This window comes from Streptomyces californicus, assembly GCF_000717645.1.
GTDB lineage: Bacteria > Actinomycetota > Actinomycetes > Streptomycetales > Streptomycetaceae > Streptomyces > Streptomyces californicus.
This window is the reverse complement of record NZ_JNZZ01000030.1, coordinates 13653-30262: the sequence shown is the minus strand read 5'-3', so window position 1 is coordinate 30262 and position 16610 is coordinate 13653. Positions and strand designations below refer to the sequence as shown.

15 protein-coding genes are annotated in these 16610 nt (G+C 72.3%); 12 read left to right on the top strand and 3 right to left on the bottom strand.

Annotation, left to right across the window (positions count from 1 at the left end; genetic code table 11):
• Positions 1–24 precede the first annotated feature (24 nt).
• Together IF19_RS0129780 and IF19_RS0129775 are read right to left on the bottom strand one after the other, a co-directional pair.
• Positions 25–690: a GOLPH3/VPS74 family protein gene (locus IF19_RS0129780; RefSeq protein ID WP_030113087.1), complete on the bottom strand. Its 666-nt coding sequence runs from the start codon at positions 688–690 to the stop codon at positions 25–27.
• Between the two features lie 238 nt (positions 691–928).
• Positions 929–1543 (bottom strand): SACE_7040 family transcriptional regulator, encoded by a 615-nt coding sequence (locus IF19_RS0129775; RefSeq protein ID WP_030113088.1) that lies wholly within the window; start codon positions 1541–1543, stop codon positions 929–931.
• 119 nt (positions 1544–1662) lie between these two features.
• Between IF19_RS0129775 and IF19_RS0129770 the strand changes: the two genes are divergently transcribed.
• From IF19_RS0129770 to IF19_RS0129755, 4 genes are read left to right on the top strand one after another with little or no spacing between them, the layout of a single operon-like run.
• Complete coding sequence (locus IF19_RS0129770; protein WP_030277501.1) at positions 1663–3285, top strand: carboxyl transferase domain-containing protein; 1623 nt, start codon at positions 1663–1665, stop codon at positions 3283–3285.
• A gap of 7 nt (positions 3286–3292) precedes the next feature.
• Complete coding sequence (locus IF19_RS0129765; RefSeq protein WP_030277499.1) at positions 3293–5239, top strand: ATP-binding protein; 1947 nt, start codon at positions 3293–3295, stop codon at positions 5237–5239.
• 17 nt (positions 5240–5256) lie between these two features.
• Positions 5257–6201, top strand: a complete 945-nt coding sequence (locus IF19_RS0129760; RefSeq protein ID WP_030113091.1) for a hydroxymethylglutaryl-CoA lyase — start codon at positions 5257–5259, stop codon at positions 6199–6201.
• Between the two features lie 8 nt (positions 6202–6209).
• Positions 6210–7376, top strand: a complete 1167-nt coding sequence (locus tag IF19_RS0129755) for an acyl-CoA dehydrogenase family protein (protein WP_030121270.1) — start codon at positions 6210–6212, stop codon at positions 7374–7376.
• A 186-nt stretch (positions 7377–7562) separates the two neighbouring features.
• Here IF19_RS0129755 and IF19_RS0129750 read toward each other — a convergent pair whose 3' ends face one another.
• Positions 7563–8105, bottom strand: coding sequence for a DUF1707 SHOCT-like domain-containing protein (locus tag IF19_RS0129750; protein ID WP_030113093.1), 543 nt, complete (start codon positions 8103–8105; stop codon positions 7563–7565).
• 124 nt (positions 8106–8229) lie between these two features.
• Between IF19_RS0129750 and IF19_RS0129745 the strand changes: the two genes are divergently transcribed.
• The 8 genes from IF19_RS0129745 (at position 8230) to IF19_RS0129710 (ending at position 16601) form a co-directional block, all read left to right on the top strand.
• Complete coding sequence (locus tag IF19_RS0129745; protein WP_030113094.1) at positions 8230–8874, top strand: GNAT family N-acetyltransferase; 645 nt, start codon at positions 8230–8232, stop codon at positions 8872–8874.
• A gap of 219 nt (positions 8875–9093) precedes the next feature.
• Positions 9094–9897 carry a siderophore-interacting protein gene (locus tag IF19_RS0129740; protein WP_030277496.1) on the top strand — a complete coding sequence of 268 codons (804 nt, stop codon included), beginning with the start codon at positions 9094–9096 and terminating at the stop codon, positions 9895–9897.
• Between the two features lie 237 nt (positions 9898–10134).
• The gene (locus tag IF19_RS0129735) at positions 10135–11583 is read left to right on the top strand and encodes a pyridoxal phosphate-dependent decarboxylase family protein (RefSeq protein WP_030277494.1); all 1449 of its coding nucleotides are present in this window, start codon (positions 10135–10137) and stop codon (positions 11581–11583) included.
• Positions 11567–12844 (top strand): lysine N(6)-hydroxylase/L-ornithine N(5)-oxygenase family protein, encoded by a 1278-nt coding sequence (locus IF19_RS0129730; RefSeq protein WP_030113099.1) that lies wholly within the window; start codon positions 11567–11569, stop codon positions 12842–12844. The genes IF19_RS0129735 and IF19_RS0129730 overlap by 17 nt, the downstream gene beginning before the upstream one ends.
• Positions 12841–13410: a GNAT family N-acetyltransferase gene (locus IF19_RS0129725; protein WP_030113100.1), complete on the top strand. Its 570-nt coding sequence runs from the start codon at positions 12841–12843 to the stop codon at positions 13408–13410. The genes IF19_RS0129730 and IF19_RS0129725 overlap by 4 nt, the downstream gene beginning before the upstream one ends.
• On the top strand, positions 13407–15185 hold the full coding sequence (locus IF19_RS0129720) for an IucA/IucC family protein (RefSeq protein ID WP_030277492.1): 1779 nt from the start codon (positions 13407–13409) through the stop codon (positions 15183–15185). The genes IF19_RS0129725 and IF19_RS0129720 overlap by 4 nt, the downstream gene beginning before the upstream one ends.
• A gap of 128 nt (positions 15186–15313) precedes the next feature.
• Complete coding sequence (locus IF19_RS0129715) at positions 15314–16195, top strand: DUF4429 domain-containing protein (protein WP_030277490.1); 882 nt, start codon at positions 15314–15316, stop codon at positions 16193–16195.
• A gap of 130 nt (positions 16196–16325) precedes the next feature.
• Complete coding sequence (locus IF19_RS0129710) at positions 16326–16601, top strand: hypothetical protein (protein ID WP_030113105.1); 276 nt, start codon at positions 16326–16328, stop codon at positions 16599–16601.
• Positions 16602–16610 lie beyond the last annotated feature (9 nt).

Below are 16610 nucleotides of genomic sequence, written 5' to 3'. Positions count from 1 at the left end.
GGGCGGCGCCCCGGGAGCCGGGCTCTACGACACCACGGAGAGGACCGTCACCACGGTCACCGCGGAGATCGCCGCCTGGAGGTTGCCGATCGCCTCGCGCACGCTCACGCCCGCCCACTGGCCTTCGGCGATCTCGGCCATGCGCGGCGCGATCCGCTTCTTCGGCACGCCCGGGAACGCCTGGGGGTGCATGCCGGTGGCGTGCAGCAGGGCGACGAGGGAGCTGGTGCGGGCGTCCGGCTCGGCCCCCTCCAGGACCACGGAGGCCAGCCGGGCGCGCAGTTCGCGCTCGACGGTGCCGTCCGCCTCCGGGTAGCGGCGGACCGGGAAGACGCCGAGGGCCCGGTGCCTCTCCTCGGTCACCAGGCCGCGAGCGACGAGGCTCGCCACCACGTCCTGCGATCCCTTGGCGTGCTCCCGGGTCAGCCAGTCGGACACCTTGCGGCTGCTGGACGCGCCGTGCACCCAGCGCGTGAGCCGGTCGAGCCGGCCGTCGAGGAGCGGGTCGCCCGTCGGGGTGGGGTCGAAGACCTCGACGCGGCCGCCCTTCACCGTGGCGCGGCCCGCCATGACGAGTTCCAGGAGCATGCCGGCCGCCACGCCCCAGCGGGCCGCGGTCTGCCCCTGCGCCGCACCGGTGGCGTCGTCCAGCGACAGCAGCATGATCTCTTCGCCCAGCGAGACGGTCACGGCGCGGCTCCCCGATTCGTTGCGTACTGACCGGAGAGACGTACGTACCCGGTTCCGGGTTGCCCGGAACCCGACGGCCGGCGGGCGGCGGAAGCCGCTGGTCGGATGCTCGGGCAGGAGGACGGCTGAATGGTCGGACCGCAGAAAGGTTGGACACCGCGGCAGGCGGACGGCCCGACAGGCTGACAGCCGAACGCCCAGGCAGCCGGACAGTCGGGACCCTCGGACCGCCAGGCCGTCAGGCCGTCTCCGCCGCCGCGAAAGCGCCCCGGGCCAGCCGGTGCAGCAGGCCGGCGGTCGCCGCGCGGCCGGGGAGGGCGTCGGGGCGGGCCAGGTGCGGAGTGGAGTTCAGCAGGCCGAAGACGGCGTGCACGGTGACGCGGGCCCGGTTCTCGGCCAGCGACGGGTACAGGGCGCGGACGACGCCGACCCAGACCTCGACGTACTCGCGCTGGAGCCGCCGCACCCGCTTGCGGTCCGTGTCGCGCAGCCGGTCCAGCTCGCGGTCGTGGAGGGTGATCAGGGGGCGGTCGTCGAGGGCGAAGTCGATGTGGCCCTCGATGAGCGCGTCCAGAAGGGCCTCCGGGGAGCCGCCGCCCCGGGCCTCGTCCTCCGCCACCCGCCGCCGTCCGCCCTCCAGGAGGCGCTCGCTGATCCCCACCAGCAGCTCGGCGAGCATCGCGTCCTTGCCGGGGAAGTGCCGGTAGAGGCCGGGGCCGCTGATGCCGACGGCGGCGCCTATCTCGTCGACGCCGACACCGTGGAAGCCGCGCTCGGCGAAGAGGCGGGCGGCCTCCCGCAGGATCTGCTCGCGGCGGGTGGGGGCCGCGACGCGGGCGGCATGGGTGCTCATGGGGATTCATTCTAGACAGGGTCGTTAGCGCTCGTTAACCTGAGGGGAAACGCGTTAACGCTCATTAACAGCACGTCAACGCTTTCACCACTGCGGTACGGGCAAGGGGGCTCGACACGATGCAGCAGGCACCGGTCCTGGCGAGCGCGGCCGATCCCGCCTCGGGGGCCTGGCAGGCCAACGAGGCGGCGCATCGCGCGCTCTCCGACGAATTGGCGGACCGCCTCGCCACGGCGCGGCTGGGCGGGGGTGAGAGGGCGCGGGCCCGCCACGAGGCGCGCGGCAAGCTGCTCCCCCGGGACCGGGTGGACACCCTGCTCGACGCGGGCTCGCCCTTCCTGGAGCTGGCCCCGCTGGCGGCCGACGGGATGTACGGGGGCCAGGCCCCCGCCGCCGGTGTCGTCGCGGGCATCGGGCGGGTCTCCGGCCGGGAGTGCGTGATCGTCGCCAACGACGCGACCGTCAAGGGCGGCACGTATTACCCGATGACCGTGAAGAAGCATCTGCGCGCCCAGGAGGTGGCGCTGGAGAACCGTCTCCCCTGCCTGTATCTGGTCGACTCCGGGGGCGCGTTCCTGCCGATGCAGGACGAGGTCTTCCCCGACCGGGACCATTTCGGGCGGATCTTCTACAACCAGGCCCGGATGTCGGGGGCCGGCATCCCGCAGATCGCCGCGGTCATGGGTTCCTGCACGGCCGGCGGGGCGTACGTCCCGGCGATGAGCGACGAGGCCGTCATCGTCCGGAACCAGGGCACGATCTTCCTCGGCGGCCCGCCGCTGGTGAAGGCCGCGACCGGCGAGGTCGTCACGGCGGAGGAACTGGGCGGCGGCGAGGTCCACTCCCGCACGTCGGGGGTCACCGACCACCTCGCGGAGGACGACGCGCACGCCCTGCGGATCGTCCGGAACATCGTCGCGACCCTCCCGGACCGCGCCCCGCTCCCCTGGTCGGTCGAGCCGGCCGAGGAGCCGAAGGCGGACCCGGCCGGGCTGTACGGCGCGGTCCCGGTGGACTCCCGCACGCCGTACGACGTACGCGAGGTGATCGCCCGGGTGGTGGACGGCTCGCGGTTCCAGGAGTTCAAGGCGGAGTACGGGCAGACGCTGATCACCGGGTTCGCCCGGATCCACGGCCACCCGGTCGGGATCGTCGCGAACAACGGCATCCTGTTCTCCGAGTCGGCCCAGAAGGGCGCGCACTTCATCGAGCTGTGCGACCAGCGCGGCATCCCGCTCGTCTTCCTCCAGAACATCTCCGGTTTCATGGTCGGCCGGGACTACGAGGCCGGCGGCATCGCCAAGCACGGCGCGAAGATGGTGACGGCGGTCGCCTGCACCCGGGTCCCGAAGCTGACGGTCGTCGTCGGCGGTTCGTACGGCGCGGGCAACTACTCCATGTGCGGCCGGGCCTACAGCCCCCGCTTCCTGTGGATGTGGCCGAACGCCAAGATCTCGGTGATGGGTGGCGAGCAGGCCGCCTCCGTGCTGGCCACCGTCAAGCGCGACCAGCTCGGCGACGACTGGAGCGCCGAGGACGAGGAGGAGTTCAAGGCGCCGATCCGCGCCCAGTACGAGACCCAGGGCAACGCGTACTACGCCAGCGCCCGGCTCTGGGACGACGGCGTGATCGACCCCGTGGACACCCGCCAGGTGCTGGGCCTCGCGCTGACGGCCTGCGCCAACGCCCCGCTGCCCGAGAAGGACCCGGCCGGCCCGGGCTTCGGCGTCTTCCGGATGTGAGGAAAAGATGACGACGATGTTCGACACGGTACTGGTCGCCAACCGCGGCGAGATCGCGGTCCGGGTGATCCGGACCCTGCGGGAGCAGGGCGTGCGCTCGGTCGCGGTCTTCAGCGACGCGGACGCGGACGCCCGGCACGTACGGGAGGCGGACACGGCGGTACGGATCGGCCCGCCGCCCGCCGCCGAGAGCTATCTGAACGTACCGGCGCTCCTGGAGGCGGCCCGCCGCACGGGCGCGCAGGCAGTCCACCCGGGGTACGGATTCCTGGCGGAGAACGCGGAGTCCGCGCAGGCGTGCGCGGACGCGGGGCTGGTCTTCATCGGCCCGCCCGCCTCGGCGATCGCGCTCATGGGCGACAAGATCCGGGCCAAGGAGACGGTGGCGGCGTACGGGGTGCCGGTGGTCCCCGGCTCCTCCGGCAGCGGGCTGACCGACGCCCAACTGGAGGCGGCGGCACGGGAGATCGGCACCCCGGTCCTGCTCAAGCCCTCGGCGGGCGGCGGCGGCAAGGGCATGCGCCTGGTGCGGGACGCGGCGCTGCTGGCGGACGAGATCGCGGCGGCCCGGCGCGAGGCGCGTGCCTCCTTCGGCGACGACACGCTCCTCGTGGAGCGGTGGATCGACCGCCCGCGCCACATCGAGATCCAGGTGCTCGCCGACGCCCACGGCACCGTGATCCACCTGGGCGAGCGCGAGTGCTCGCTGCAGCGCCGCCACCAGAAGATCATCGAGGAGGCGCCGAGCGTCCTGCTGGACGAGGCGACCCGGGCGGCGATGGGCGAGGCGGCGGTGCGGGCGGCACGCTCCTGCGGGTACGCGGGCGCGGGGACGGTGGAGTTCATCGTCCCGGGCGACGACCCGTCCTCGTACTACTTCATGGAGATGAACACCCGCCTCCAGGTCGAGCACCCGGTGACCGAGCTGATCACCGGCCTGGATCTGGTGGAGTGGCAGCTGCGGGTGGCGGCGGGCGAGCGGCTCCCGTACGCGCAGGAGGACATCACCCTCACCGGCTGGGCGGTCGAGGCGAGGGTCTGCGCCGAGGACCCGTCCCGCGGCTTCCTGCCCTCCGGCGGTACGGTGCTGGCGCTGCGCGAGCCGCAGGGCGGCGGGGTGCGGACGGACTCGGGGCTCAGCGAGGGCGTGCCGGTGGGCAGCCTGTACGACCCGATGCTGTCGAAGGTCATCGCGTACGGCCCCGACCGCGCGACGGCGCTGCGCAAGCTGCGGGCGGCCCTGGCGGACACGGTGATCCTGGGCGTCCCGACCAACGCGGGGTTCCTGCGGCGCCTGCTGGCCCACCCGGACGTCGTCGCGGGACGGCTGGACACCGGTCTGGTGGAGCGCGAGGCGGAGGGCCTGGTGCCGGACGCGGTACCGGACGAGGTGTACGCGGCGGCCGCGGCGGTCCGCCGGGAGGCGCTGGAGCCCCGGCCGGACGCGGGCGGCTGGACGGACCCGTTCTCGGTGCCGAACGGGTGGCGGACGGGGGGTGTACGGGCACCGCTGCACTTCCCCTTGCGAGTAGGGGTACGTGAACCCGTGACTCGGATCGCCCCGGCCTCCGCGACGGTCACGGCGGACCGGGTGACGGTCGAACTCGACGGCGCGGTGGGCCACTTCCACCGCTCGGGCGAATGGCTCGGCCGGGACGGCGACACCTGGCACGTCCAGGACCACGACCCGGTGGAGGCGTCCCTGAGCGGGGCGGGCCGCAGCGGGGCGGACACCCTGGCGGCCCCGATGCCGGGCACGGTCACCGTGGTCAAGGTGGCCGTCGGCGACGAGGTCGAGGCGGGGCAGAGCCTGCTCGTGGTGGAGGCGATGAAGATGGAACACGTGATCTCCGCCCCGCACGCGGGAACGGTGACCGAGCTGGACGTCGCGGCGGGCGCGACCGTGGCGATGGACCAGATCCTGGCGGTCGTGGCCCCTCGGGAGGACGCGTGAGCACGCGGCGACTCCCCATGGAGGTCCCGGCCCCGGGCCTTCCCTCCCGGGTCCGCATCCACGAAGTGGGCGCGCGGGACGGCCTGCAGAACGAGAAGGAGACGGTCCCGACGGCGGTGAAGGCGGAGTTCATCCGCCGCCTGGCGGAGGCCGGTCTCACCACGATCGAGGCGACGAGCTTCGTCCACCCCAAGTGGGTGCCCCAACTGGCGGACGCGGAGCAGCTGTTCCCCCTCATCGGGGACATCGCGGACGTGGGCGACGTCTCGCTCCCCGTCCTCGTGCCGAACGAACGCGGGCTGGACCGGGCGCTGGCGCTCGGGGCCCGGTCGATCGCGGTGTTCGGCTCGGCGACGGAGACGTTCGCCGCGCGCAATCTGAACCGGACGGTGGCCGAGTCGCTGGCGATGTTCGAGCCGGTGGTGACCCGCGCGAAGGCGGAGAAGGCCCACGTGCGCGGCTACCTGTCGATGTGCTTCGGCGACCCGTGGGAAGGCGCGGTCCCGGTCGCTCAGGTGGTGAAGGTCGCCAAGGCGCTGATGGACCTGGGCTGCGACGAGCTGTCGCTGGGCGACACGATCGGGGTGGCGACGCCGGGCCACGTGACGGCACTCCTGACAGCCCTCAACGAGGCGGCCGTTCCCACGGAGGCCATCGGCGTCCACTTCCACGACACGTACGGCCAGGCGCTGTCGAACACCCTGACGGCGCTCCGGCACGGGGTGACCACGGTCGACGCGTCGGCGGGCGGCCTGGGCGGCTGCCCGTACGCGAAGAGCGCCACGGGAAACCTCGCCACCGAGGACCTGGTCTGGATGCTCGACGGCCTCGGCATCGAGACGGGCGTCGACCTGGACGCCCTGACCGCCACCAGCGTCTGGCTGGCCGAACACCTGGGCCGGCCGAGCCCATCCCGCACGGTCCGCGCCCTGTCCCCTTCTTCCGCCTCCCACAAGGAGTGAGTGACCCCATGTCCCTGGACCACCGGCTGACCGCCGAGCACGAGGAACTGCGCCGCACGGTCGAGGAGTTCGCGCACGACGTGGTCGCGCCGAAGATCGGCGACTTCTACGAGCGCCACGAGTTCCCGTACGAGATCGTGCGCGAGATGGGCCGCATGGGTCTGTTCGGGCTGCCGTTCCCGGAGGAGTACGGCGGCATGGGCGGCGACTACCTGGCGCTCGGGATCGCCCTGGAGGAGCTGGCCCGGGTCGACTCCTCGGTGGCGATCACCCTGGAGGCCGGGGTCTCGCTGGGCGCTATGCCGCTCCACCTGTTCGGCACGGAGGAGCAGAAGCGGCAGTGGCTGCCGAAGCTGTGCGCGGGCGAGGCGCTGGGCGCGTTCGGCCTGACCGAGCCGGACGGCGGTTCGGACGCGGGCGGCACCCGGACGACGGCGGTTCTCGACGAGGCGACCGACGAGTGGGTCATCAACGGCTCGAAATGCTTCATCACCAACTCGGGTACGGACATCACGGAGTTGGTGACGGTCACGGCGGTCACGGGCCGCAAGGAGGACGGCCGCCCCCTGATCTCCGCGATCATCGTCCCCTCGGGCACGCCCGGCTTCACGGTCGCCGCCCCGTACTCCAAGGTCGGCTGGAACGCCTCGGACACCCGCGAGCTGTCCTTCGCGGACGTCCGCGTCCCGGCCGCCAACCTCCTGGGCGAACAGGGCCGCGGCTACGCCCAGTTCCTGCGCATCCTGGACGAGGGCCGGATCGCGATCTCCGCCCTGGCGACGGGCCTGGCGCAGGGCTGTGTGGACGAGTCGGTGAAGTACGCGCACGAGCGCCACGCGTTCGGCAAGCCGATCGGCGCGAACCAGGCGATCCAGTTCAAGATCGCCGATATGGAGACGCGCGCCCACATGGCCCGCGTCGGCTGGCGCGACGCGGCGTCCCGCCTGGTGGCGGGCGAACCGTTCAAGAAGGAGGCGGCCATCGCGAAGCTGTACTCCTCGACGGTCGCGGTGGACAACGCCCGCGACGCCACACAGATCCACGGCGGCTACGGCTTCATGAACGAGTACCCGGTGGCCCGCATGTGGCGGGACTCGAAGATCCTGGAGATCGGCGAGGGCACGAGCGAGGTCCAGCGCATGCTGATCGCCCGGGAGTTGGGCCTGAAGGGCTGAACCACCGACCGACGCGCCGCCTGCCGCCGCCCCGCCGGCCGTGGACCGCTCCACGGTCGGCGGGGCGGGGCGTGAGAACACGTCAGCCGCCGGGACGGGCCCCGATCGGGGCGCGGCCCCGCCGGGCGCGCGCTACGGGCGGACTCCGCACAACTCCATCCGGCTGAGCAGCAGTTCGCCTCTCCCTCAGCGCCAGGCGTGGCGGATCCGCAGCCGTCCGTAGCCCATCGCGCCCGAGAGACGGAAGCGCGGTGCGTCGGGGCGGGACGGCTGCCGGGGCGTGTACCGCAGGTCCTTCCACCCGGTCGCCAGCCCAGTGACGTCGACGACCGCGTCGCGGGGCACCACGATGACCGCGTTGCCGGTGCCGAGGTTCAGCTCGATGTCCGCGACCGGGTGCTCGAAGCGTGCCCGCGACAGATTCAGGCGCACCCGCCCGAAGGCGGACTGGACGATGAGGCGCCGAGGCACCTGCCATACCCCGCGCCGCTTGATACGCCCCCCGGCGGCGGCGATCGTCTCCGTGCCGCCCGGGTCCTCGGCGGGGAGCAGATCGAGGGCGGCGGTCAGTTCGCCGTGCGTCGTGGAGGCCAGCACCCGGTCGAGCCGTTCGTCCATCTCCTCGTGGGAGATGCGCTCCTCGGCGTACGCCTCCCGCACCCGCCGCACAGCGCTGTCGCGGTCGCCCTCGGCGATGCGCGCCGTGGCGTTCTTCCGTGGTGAGGTCACCGGCTCACCCTAAGGCGCGTTGGGGGACACGGGAACACGGTGACGCCTGCGGGCGCCCGAGCCCGCGCGCCGGTTCTCCCGAATTCGGTCGACACCGCTGCGGCCGACCCGGCAGAGTCCCGTCATGGACCTTCCCCACTGGCCTCTGTACGGGCTCCGCCTGCGGACGCCGCGCCTCGAACTGCGCCTGCCGGACCTCCCCCTCCTCGACGAGCTGTCCTCGGTGGCCGCCGGCGGAGTGCACGAGCCGGGCCGTATGCCGTTCAGCGTGGCGTGGACCGACGGGAAGCCCGAGGAGGTGGGGCGGGCGGTGTTCCAGCACCTGCTGGGGACCGTCGCCGCCTGGTCCGCGCGGAGCTGGACGCTCAGCCTGGCCGTCCTGCACGAGGGCCGGGTCGTCGGCCGGCAGGACCTGATGGGGGAGGACTTCGGCACGCTGCGGGAGGTGGAGACCGGGTCGTGGCTCGGACTCCCGTACCAGGGGCGCGGCTTGGGCACGGAGATGCGCGCCGCCGCCCTGCACCTCGCGTTCGCCGGGCTCGGCGCGCGGTGTGCCGTCTCGGCGGCCATGCTCGACAACCCGCGTTCGCTCGGCGTCTCGCGGCGGCTCGGTTACACGGACGACGGCGTGAAGACGGAGTCCGTACGCGGGGCCGCCGTGACCCTTCAGCGGCTGCGCCTGGACCGGGAGCGGTGGGAGGCGCATCGGAGGGTCGAGGTGACCGTGGAGGGGCTCGAAGCCTGCCGGTCCCTGTTCGGCGACGCCTGAGCCTCCAACGGCTTCACCTCCGCAGCCCTTCCGTACGCGGCCGGTACGGGTGGGAGGGGCCACGGCGGTGCGGACCGGGCGCGTCGGGGAATCGGTGACAGACCCCTCCCATCCAAGCAAGGGTAGGCTAACCTTACTCCGGATCGCCCCCGCCGGAAGCCCGGGCCGTCCGCCCACCGCTCCGGCCCGCCCCGGAGGAGCCCCCCGTTGACGTCGACGATGCCCGCCGCCCCCGCGGTCTCCCCGCTCCGCCCCTTCGACCTGACCGTCCTGCGGACGCGACGGCTGGGCCCCTCCGTCCTCCGGATCACGCTCGGCGGGCCGGGGGCGGACGGCTTCCGGGGCGGCGGACGCGACCAGAGCGTGTCCATCACCCTGCCGCCGTGCGCCGCGGACCCGGGCGCGGGCCCCGCCGGCCGGGGGCCTCTCCGACCCGGCGACGGTCGGGCCGTGACGCGTTCGTACACCGTGCGGGCGCAGCGGCCGCGCCCCGACGGCTCCACCGAACTCGACCTCGACTTCGTGCTGCACGGCGGCGGCCCCGCGTCCCGGTGGGCGCTGGCCGCCTCCCCCTGCGACCCGCTCACCGTGCTGGGCCCCGCGTCACCGGACAACCCCGCCGTACGCTTCCGGCCGCCGGCCGGCACCGACTGGGTGCTGATCCGCGCCGACGAGTCCGCGCTGGCCGCCGCTGCCGCCGTCCTGGAGTGGCTGCCCGCCGGAATGCCCGCCCGGGTCTGGCTGGAGATCCCGCGCACCGAGGACCGGCAGGCGCTCAACACGGCGGCGAAGGCCCGGATCCGCTGGCTCGTCCGGAGCGAGGGGGCCGTCTGCGGGGTGGAGAGCGTGCGCGCCGCCGACCTGCCGCCCGGCACGCCGTACGCGTGGATCGCGGGCGAGGAGGCGGGCGTACGGGCGCTGCGCCACCACCTGGTCCGGGAGCGGAGCTTCGACCCCGCCCGGGTGACCTCCGCCTCCTACTGGCGTCGCGGGGCCGGCGCACGTCAGGACGTCAGCCGGTAGAAGTGGAATCCGGCGCGGGCACCTCCGCAACGGCCTCCGTCAGCAGAAAGGCCGCGGGCGATCGGAATAAGTGGAGGGGACGTGGGGAGGCGGCGCACGAGCCGTGCACCCAGGGGGCGAGGACGCAAGATCCATTCGAGTTAGGTTAGGCTCACCTTACTTAGGCATCGCGCCCTCGTTCCCCCCTTCCTGCCCGGAGGGCGCGATGAAGTTCCCCTCACCGGGAGGACCCCCACCATGCGTGCGCACCTGCTCAACAACGCGACCGCGGAGCACTATCGGACCACCGTCTCCGCGGGAGTGGAACGGGTCGCGGCCACCCTCGCCGCCACCGAGCGCCCCTTCAGCGGCGTCGGTGTGGACGAGCTCTCCCCCGTCGTCGACGCGATCGACCTCGACCGGCCGCTCGGCGACGCCGCCGCGGCCCTCGACGAGCTCGGCGAGGTCTACCTCCGTGACGCCGTCTACTTCCACCGCCCCCGCTACCTGGGCCACCTCAACTGCCCGGTCGTCATCCCCGCCGTGCTCGGCGAGGCCGTGCTCTCCGCCGTCAACTCCTCCCTGGACACCTGGGACCAGAGCGCGGGCGGCACCCTCATCGAGCGGCGGCTGATCGACTGGACCACCGAGCGGATCGGGCTCGGCCCGGCCGCCGACGGCATCTTCACCAGCGGCGGCACCCAGTCCAACCTCCAGGCCCTGCTGCTGGCGCGGGAGGAGGCGAAGGTCCGGCCCGAACACTTCACGCGGCTGCGGATCCTCACCTCCGAGTGCAGCCACTTCAGCGTCCAGAAGTCCGCCAAACTCCTCGGCCTCGGTCCGGACGCCGTGATCTCCGTGCCCGTGGACCGCGACAAGCGCATGCGGACGCTGGCGCTCGCCCGCGCCCTGGAGCAGTGCGTGGCCGAGGGGGCCGTCCCGATGGCCGTCGTCGCCACCGCCGGCACCACGGACTTCGGCTCCATCGACCCGCTCCCGGAGATCGCCGCGCTCTGCGAGCAGTTCGCCGTGTGGATGCACGTGGACGCCGCGTACGGCTGCGGGCTGCTCGCCTCCCGCGAGCGGGGCGGGCTCCTCGACGGCATCGCCCACGCCGACTCGGTCACCGTGGACTATCACAAGTCCTTCTTCCAGCCGGTGAGTTCGTCCGCCGTCCTGGTCCGCGACCGGGCGGTCCTGCGCCACGCCACGTACCACGCGGAGTATCTGAACCCGCGCCGGACGGTCGAGGAGCGGATACCCAACCAGGTCGACAAGTCCCTCCAGACGACCCGCCGGTTCGACGCGCTCAAGCTGTGGATGACGCTGCGCGTGATGGGCGCCGACGGGATCGGCGAACTCTTCGACCAGGTCTGCGATCTGGCCGCCGAGGGCTGGCGGCTCCTCGCCGCCGATCCGCGTTTCGACGTGGTCGTCGAGCCGCGGCTCTCCACACTCGTCTTCCGCCACATCCCGTCCGGCGTCACCGCGCCGGACGAGATCGACCGGGCCAACCTGTACGCCCGCAAGGCCCTGTTCGCCTCCGGTGAGGCGATCGTCGCGGGCACCCGGGTCGGTGACCGGCAGTACCTGAAGTTCACCCTGCTCAACCCCGAGACGACGGTGGACGACATCGCCGCCGTCCTCGATCTGATCGCCGGCCACGCCGAGCAGTACCTGGGAGACACCCTTGACCGCGCTTCCTGACCCCCACGACTTCATCGGGATCGGTCTCGGCCCGTTCAACCTCGGGCTCGCCTGCCTGACCGAGCCCATCGACGAGCTGAACGGCGTCTTCCTGGAGTCCAAGCCGGACTTCGAATGGCACGCCGGGATGTTCCTCGAAGGGGCCCATCTCCAGACGCCGTTCATGTCGGACCTGGTCACCATGGCCGACCCGACCTCGCCGTACTCCTTCCTCAACTACCTCAAGGAGCGCGGCCGACTCTACTCGTTCTACATCCGCGAGAACTTCTATCCGCTGCGCACCGAGTACAACGACTACTGCCGCTGGGCCGCCGGGAAGCTGAGCGGCATCCGGTTCGGCGAGACCGTGGAGACGGTGACGTACGACGACGCCGGCGGGCTCTACACCGTACGCACCGCCTCCGGGGAGCTGTTCCGCTCCCGGCGGCTCGTCCTGGGCACCGGGACCCCGCCGCACATACCCGCGGCCTGCCAGGGGCTCGGCGGGGACTTCCTGCACAACTCCCGCTACCTGGAACGGAAAGCCGACCTCCAGAAGAAGCGGTCGATCACCCTGGTCGGCAGCGGGCAGAGCGCGGCGGAGATCTACTACGACCTGCTCTCCGAGATCGACGTCCACGGCTACCGCCTGAACTGGGTCACCCGCTCCCCGCGGTTCTTCCCGCTGGAGTACACCAAGCTGACGCTGGAGATGACCTCCCCGGAGTACATCGACTACTTCCACGCGCTGCCCGAGGAGACCCGCCACCGGCTGGAGACCGGGCAGAAGGGGCTGTTCAAGGGCATCGACGGGGAGTTGATCGACGCGATCTTCGACCTGCTGTACCAGAAGAACCTGCCGGGCCCCGTGCCGACCAGGCTGCTCACCAACTCCGCCCTCGTCAGCGCCCGTTACGACGAGGAGGGCGGGGCGTACCGGCTGGGGCTGCGCCAGGAGGAGCAGGGCAAGGACTACGAGCTCACCACCGAGGGGCTGGTCCTCGCCACCGGCTACCGGTACGAGGCCCCCGCCTTCCTCGCCCCGATCAGCGGACGGCTGCGCCACGACAGCCGGGGCCGCTTCGACGTGGCCCGCAACTACAGCATCGACACCACCGGGCACGGGGTCTTCCTCCAGAACGCCTCGGTGCACACCCACTCGATCACCTCGCCCGACCTCGGCATGGGCGCCTACCGCAACGCGTACATCATCGGCGAGCTGCTCGGCCGTGAGGTCTACCCGGTCGAGAAGTCCATCGCCTTCCAGGAGTTCGCCGTATGAGCCGTCCCGACGAACGCCCCGCCGACGCGCTCGGCACGTTCACGGTCCGCCCGCTGGACCCCGCCTCGGACGCCGCGCTGGTGCACGGCTGGGTGACCCACCCCAAGGCCGCGTACTGGCTGATGGGCGACGCGGAACCCGCCGACGTGGAACAGGAGTACCGGTCCATCGCCGCCCATCCGCACCACGACGCGTTCATCGGGCTGCACGACGGCGAACCCGCCTTCCTGATCGAGCGGTACGACCCCACCGAGGTCGAGCTGAAGGGGCTGTACGAGGCGAAGCCCGGCGACATCGGGATGCACTTCCTTGTCGCCCCGACCGACACCCCCGTGCACGGCTTCACCCGGGCCGTGATCACCGCCGTCATGGACTTCCTCTTCGCCGACCCGTCGGTGCGCCGGGTCGTCGTCGAGCCCGACGTGACCAACAGCGCCGTGCAGGCCCTCAACAAGGCGGTCGGTTTCGAGGTGCTCCGGGAGATCGCCAAACCGGAGAAGGACGCGCTGCTCAGCGCCTGCACCCGTGAGCAGTTCGAATCAGCAACCGGAGGCAACGACCGATGACGACCGCCCTCAGCGACAGTGCCGCCCACCTCTCCCCCGAGCGCTGGGCCACCGCAAACCGACTGCTGGTGAGGAAAGCGCTGGCGGAATTCAGCCATGAGCGGCTGCTGGCGCCCGCCCCGACCGGCGACGACCGCTACACCGTCCGTAGCGACGACGCCTCCACCGAGTATCGTTTCACCGCGCGCCTCTTCGCCCTGGACCACTGGCAGATCGAAGCGGACACCATCACCCGGCACCGCCATGGCTCCGAACTCCCCTTGGACGCGGCGGAGTTCCTGATCGAGCTGCGGCACACCCTGGGCATCCCGGCCGAAGTGCTGCCGGTCTATCTGGAGGAGATCTCCTCCACCCTGGCCGGAACCGCCTACAAACTCACCAAGGAACCGGCGACCTCCGGCCAGCTCGTCGCCGCCGGCTTCCAGGCCGTCGAGACCGGGATGACCGAGGGCCACCCGTGCTTCGTCGCCAACAACGGGCGGCTCGGCTTCGGCGTGGACGAGTACCGGGCGTACGCCCCCGAGGCGGCCTCCCCCGTGCGGCTGGTGTGGCTGGCGGCCCGCCGCGACCGGGCCACCTTCACCTCGGGCGCCGGTCTCGACTACGACGCGCTGATGAAGGACGAGCTGAGCGAGAGCGAGCGGGCGCGGTTCGACGGCGTCCTGCGCGGGCTCGGCCTCGACCCGGCCGACTACCTCCTGCTGCCCGTCCACCCCTGGCAGTGGTGGAACAAACTCGCCGTCACCTTCGCCGGGGAGCTGGCCGAGCGCCGCCTGGTGGTGCTCGGGGAGGGCGAGGACGGCTATCTCGCCCAGCAGTCGATCCGGACGTTCTTCAACGCCGACCACCCGGAGAAGCACTACGTCAAAACGGCGCTCTCCGTGCTCAACATGGGTTTCATGCGCGGGCTCTCGGCCGCGTACATGGAGGCCACACCCGCGATCAACGACTGGCTGGCCGGTCTGATCGAGCGCGACGACCTGCTGCGCGGGGCCAGGTTCTCGATCATCCGCGAGCGGGCCGCGATCGGCTACCGCCACCGGTCCTTCGAGGCGGCCACCGCCAAGGGGTCCCCGTACCGCAAGATGCTCGCCGCCCTGTGGCGCGAGAGCCCGGTGCCGGGGCTGGGGCCGGGCGAGCGGGTCGCGACGATGGCGTCCCTGCTCCACACCGACCACGAGGGCGGCTCGGTGGCCGGGGCGCTGATCGCCGAGTCGGGGCTGGACCCGCGGGCGTGGCTGCGGCACTACCTGGACGCCTATCTGGTGCCGGTGCTGCACAGCTTCTACGCCTACGACCTGGTCTACATGCCGCACGGCGAGAACGTGATCCTGGTCGTGGAGGACGGCGTCGTCACCCGCACGGTCTTCAAGGACATCGCGGAGGAGATCGCGGTGATGGACCCGGACGCGGTGCTGCCGCCGCAGGTCGAGCGGATCCGGGCCGAGGTCCCCGAGGACATGAAGGTGCTGTCGGTCTTCACCGACGTCTTCGACTGCTTCTTCCGCTTCCTGGGCGCGGGTCTGGCCACCGAGGGCGTCCTCGACGAGGAGACCTTCTGGCGGACGGTCGCCGCCTGCGTGCGCGACTACCAGGAGTCGGTGCCGTACCTCGCGGAGAAGTTCGCGCAGTACGACCTGTTCGCACCGGAGTTCGCGCTCTCCTGCCTCAACCGCCTCCAGCTGCGCGACAACGAGCAGATGGTCGACCTCAACGACCCGGCCGGTGCCCTGCAGTTGGTGGGACGCCTGAAGAACCCGATCGCCGGGTTCTGACCCGTGCCGCCGGGGCCTGCCCATGGGGCCCGGCGGCCCTTCGACCGGCGAGCGCCCGGGAAAGTGGCCCCCCGGGCGCTCGTCTCCTCCCCCGTACGGCACCGTGGCGGGCTGGCAGAATCGGGGCCATGGCGGAAATCATCCAGCGGGACGGAACGTGGACGTTCGACGGGGACACCGTGCGCATCGTGCCGGGGGGAAAGGCGCACCCGGTGCGGCTGGCCCTGGGTGAGATCGCCGTGCCCGTGCGGGCGGTGGCGGGCATCTCGTTCGAACCGGACCGCAAGGGCGGCCGGCTGCGGCTACGGCTGCGCGGGGGCGCCTGCCCGGTGCTGCGGGCCGCCGACGGCCGGCTCAAGGACGGCGCCGACCCCTACGCGCTGACCGTGGAGAAGGACCGCACGGGGGTCGCCGAGTACTTCGTCGACGAGGTCCGCAACGCGCTGCTGATCGAGCAGGTGCCGGACGGCCCGGTGGACCGCTTCCTGCTGCCCGGCCCCTCCCTGCCCGTCTCCGGCGGGGGCGGCGACGGCACGGCCTCCTTCGACGGCGAGACCGTCCGGCTGACCTGGAACTGGAAGGCCGAGGAGTCCAAGACCGCCGGAGGCCCGGCCACCCTCCCGCTGTCGCGGATCGCGGCCGTGCGGTGGCTGCCCTCGATCGGCCTGGAGAACGGCTACCTGCGCTTCGAGCCGGTCGAGGGGCCGGTCTCCGCGCCGCCGAAGTACGACATGTACGCCCTGGACCTGTGGGGGATGTCCAAGAAGGAGTACACCGCCGTCCTGGTCGCGGCGGCGGTGCTGACGCGGCTGCCCCGGGCCGGGGCCGCGCTCGACGCCCCGGCGCCCGCTCCCGCCCCGGCCGAGGCCGCCGAGCCCGCCGCCCCGCCCGCGGGCGACCACGACGTCCTGCTGCGGCGGCTGCGGGAGCTGGGCGAACTGCACCGGGCCGGGGTCCTCACCGACGACGAGTTCAGCACCGCGAAACAGGCCGTCCTGCGCTCGATGTGAGGCGATCCGGGCGGCCCTCCCGGCCTCATCTCTGTTCGATGTGACGCACCCGAGCCCGTTTTCCCGGTTCGCCTGCCCGATATCGGGCAGATTTCTTGCGCTGGACCGCCCCGGCACGCAGTATCGACGGGTGCTCGAACGCCGCTCGTCGCACGACGACCTCATCGACCACCTCGTCCGCTCCACCGCGCTCCAGCGCGGCGAGGCGGCCCGGGTGGTCCTCGACGTGCTGGCGTACTTCGACGAGAGCACCGAGGACTTCGTCCGGCGCCGCCACCGCGAACTGCAGTCCGGCGGCCTGGTCAACGCGGAGATCTTCGAGCGGATCGCGGCCGAGCTGCCGCACCGCGCCGTGGCGCCGCCGGAGCTCTCGCTCCGCCAGCTGCGCCGCATCGTCTACGGCTGAGCGAGCCGG